This is a genomic window from Cellvibrio sp. ARAG 10.3, assembly GCF_051846955.1.
In the GTDB taxonomy this organism is placed as follows: Bacteria; Pseudomonadota; Gammaproteobacteria; order Pseudomonadales; family Cellvibrionaceae; genus Cellvibrio.
This window is the reverse complement of sequence record NZ_JBPYCU010000050.1, coordinates 1-2,706: the sequence shown is the minus strand read 5'-3', so window position 1 is coordinate 2,706 and position 2,706 is coordinate 1. Positions and strand designations below refer to the sequence as shown.

At 52.5% G+C, this 2,706-nt stretch carries 2 protein-coding genes; both read right to left on the bottom strand.

Annotated elements, in window-relative coordinates; genetic code table 11:
• Positions 1-79: 79 nt before the first annotated feature.
• Entirely contained in the window at positions 80-2,389 is a 2,310-nt protein-coding gene (locus ACSV5M_RS21640; RefSeq protein WP_439178928.1) for a DNA topoisomerase, read from the bottom strand.
• A complete protein-coding gene (locus tag ACSV5M_RS21635) occupies positions 2,389-2,655 on the bottom strand; it encodes a hypothetical protein (protein WP_439178927.1) in 267 nt (88 codons plus the stop codon). Before ACSV5M_RS21635 ends, ACSV5M_RS21640 begins: the two co-directional genes overlap by 1 nt.
• Between the last annotated feature and the right edge of the window lie 51 nt (positions 2,656-2,706).

Sequence of the window (2,706 nt, the reverse complement as noted above, 5' to 3'; positions counted from 1 at the left end):
AGCGGAAAATAAAAAAAGGCGGCGGCTGCCGCCAAAGCACCCTTGATGGGACAAGGGTCGTCGGTCGGAATACGTTTTGTCATGTTTGAGAAGTCCATTGGAAAAAACGGCACGTAGGAAATTTGTTGCAACCGAGAAATTCCTTACCGGCGTTCTTGCCTTTCTCGATTGTTTTTTTGCACAGCAAACCCTTTTGGCAGTCGGGACAACTGTCACCGGCTTTGTGTGTTTTCTTATTCGCTCCGGACGTTGTATTTGAGCCGGCGCCCACCTCGTATTTCGGTGAGCCGTCATTGTCAAAATAGGTTTGTTTGCAGGTTGGGTAGGCACTGCACCCGTACCAGACGGTCGCGGGTTTTGCGGGCGTTGTTTTCGTTGCACGTTTGGCTGCAGACACGCGCCGGATAAGCGGCTTGCCACAGGCGCGGCAGGGAAATTCTGTGGTATCTACGGGCTTCTTTGCTGGTGCATCCGGTAACTTAAATTGCGGGAGGCCTTTGGCCTTAACCTCGGCGATATGGTCCGTAAGGGACTGGATCAGCCGTTGGACAAAATCAACCGCGGTGCCACGGCCGTTCTCAATGTCGACCTGCTGCTCATGCCAGAGCGCGGTCATGTCGACGTTCGTGGCATACGCAGGCAAGGTATCGTGAAAATTTCGGCCCAGCGTTGTGGAAACAATTTTTCCACGCTTCTTTTCGACAAAATTACGTTCTATAAGCGTGGGCACAAAAGTCGCCCGCGTGGCGGCGGTACCGATCCCGCCGTTCTCACCGGCCTTGCCCTTATCTTTTTCTCGAAGCAACCTGGCAATCTCAGGACTTGCATACTTGGCCACGTTGCGCAGATCCAACATCAGCGATCGCATCGTGTAGTACTTTGGTGGTTTTGTTACACGCTCCAGGATATCGGCTTTCGCACACGACCCCTGATCGCCTACGCGCATGCGTTTTAACGCCTGGAGATTCACCGCACGCGAACTGGCATTGTCCTCTCCATCATCCGTTGCGTCTTCACCCGACACATCATTGCCAGCTTCCGAATTGAACAGCGCTGACCAACCCGGATGGGTAACAATGGTTCCACCCACGGCGAAGGTATAACCGGCACAATCAATCACCACCGTGGTGACATTCATTTTTTTCAATGGCCAGAATTGCGCAAGATACTGACGCACAATCATCAGATAGATATTTCGCTCATCGGCCGTCAGCTCCATCACATTTTTCAGATCTTCGGTGGGGATGATCCCGTGATGCACTTTCACGTTCGCGGAATTGAACGCGCGCGATTTGATTTTTAGATCAACACCCGACAAGGCAACGCGCATGGAATCGTCGACCAGATGCGCGACATTCGAGGTCACCGATGCAATGACGTTAGGCGCATCGTCGTGATCCACCTCATTGAGATACCGACAATCACTGCGGTTGTATGTGATTAAATTGTACTTATCACGTAGCGCTTGTGTGATGGCCGTTGTTTTGTCTGGATCAATACCGTATTTGCTGGAGACGTCTGCCTGCAGCTGGAGCAGGTCGTAGGGCAATGGATGGGGTTCGGTTTCTTCCGTTGTTTCAGCGGAGATAAGCTCGGCGGCGTGATGCGTACACTCGCGCTGAACCCGCACCATCCAATCCCGGTCGATAAACCGCCCTTCAGCGTCCACAGGGGCGTCCTTCGGCACTTTTAACATCGCATCAATGTTGTCAGTGCCAAATGAAAAGTGACCTCTCAAGAGGAAATAGGGGTGGGGCTTAAAAGTCTCAACCGCGCGGTCACGTCGGACGATCAACCCCAGGATAGCCGTCTGTACACGTCCAATGGATAAGGTACCCTTGTACCCCAATGCCTGTGCCATCAGCGTATACAACCGGGTCATGTTATAGCCGTAGTACTGGTCGCCCACACTGCGTGCCAATGCGCTCTGGGACAGGCCTTGAAACTCTCGATTGTCTTTGAGGTTCGCGAAGGCCCGCGCAACCATCTTCGGGTTATTGTTGGTGATGAGTACTCGTTTGACCGGGAGACGAACGCGATAGTATTCCAGGATTTCATCGATGAGCAGCTGGCCTTCCGCGTCCGTATCGCCAGCATGGACGATCGACGTGGCTTCTCCCAGCAGTTCTTTGATGACCTTCAATTGCTTAACCTTTTGTGGGATAGCCTTGTGCTTCCAGGGCACATGGGCCACCGGCAGATGGTCCAGCACCCACATTTTGAATCGTTCCTCATAGTCTTCAGGATCGCACAACGTCAACGCGTGACCATTGGTCCATGTCACCTTGTCTGATCCGCATTGAAAGTATCCAGGGAATTTTTTTGCATTCCCCAGCGTTTTTGCAATCGCGGTCGCAACCAATTCTTTTTCAGCAATGACTAATCGCATCAATGAATACTCAACATTTTCATGGTCAACTGTGACGGCATATACGAGATCGCCTGCTGCCGCCTGAATCGCACTTTCACATACACCGATGTGCCAACCGATACGTCGCTGACGACGCCGGCACAATGGTGCCGTGGCTCATCGGGATCAATCACGCACACTTCCTGGTTGATGAGATCGGCGATCGCTGCTGCGATCTCTTTCTCACACCGCTGCAACACCTGCAGCGGCGTTTCCACTTCGGGTTTATCGATTGATTTCGTCATCGCGCTGGCCCTCGCGGTTGAAATCAGATGAATGTCAATGCCTCCTACCTA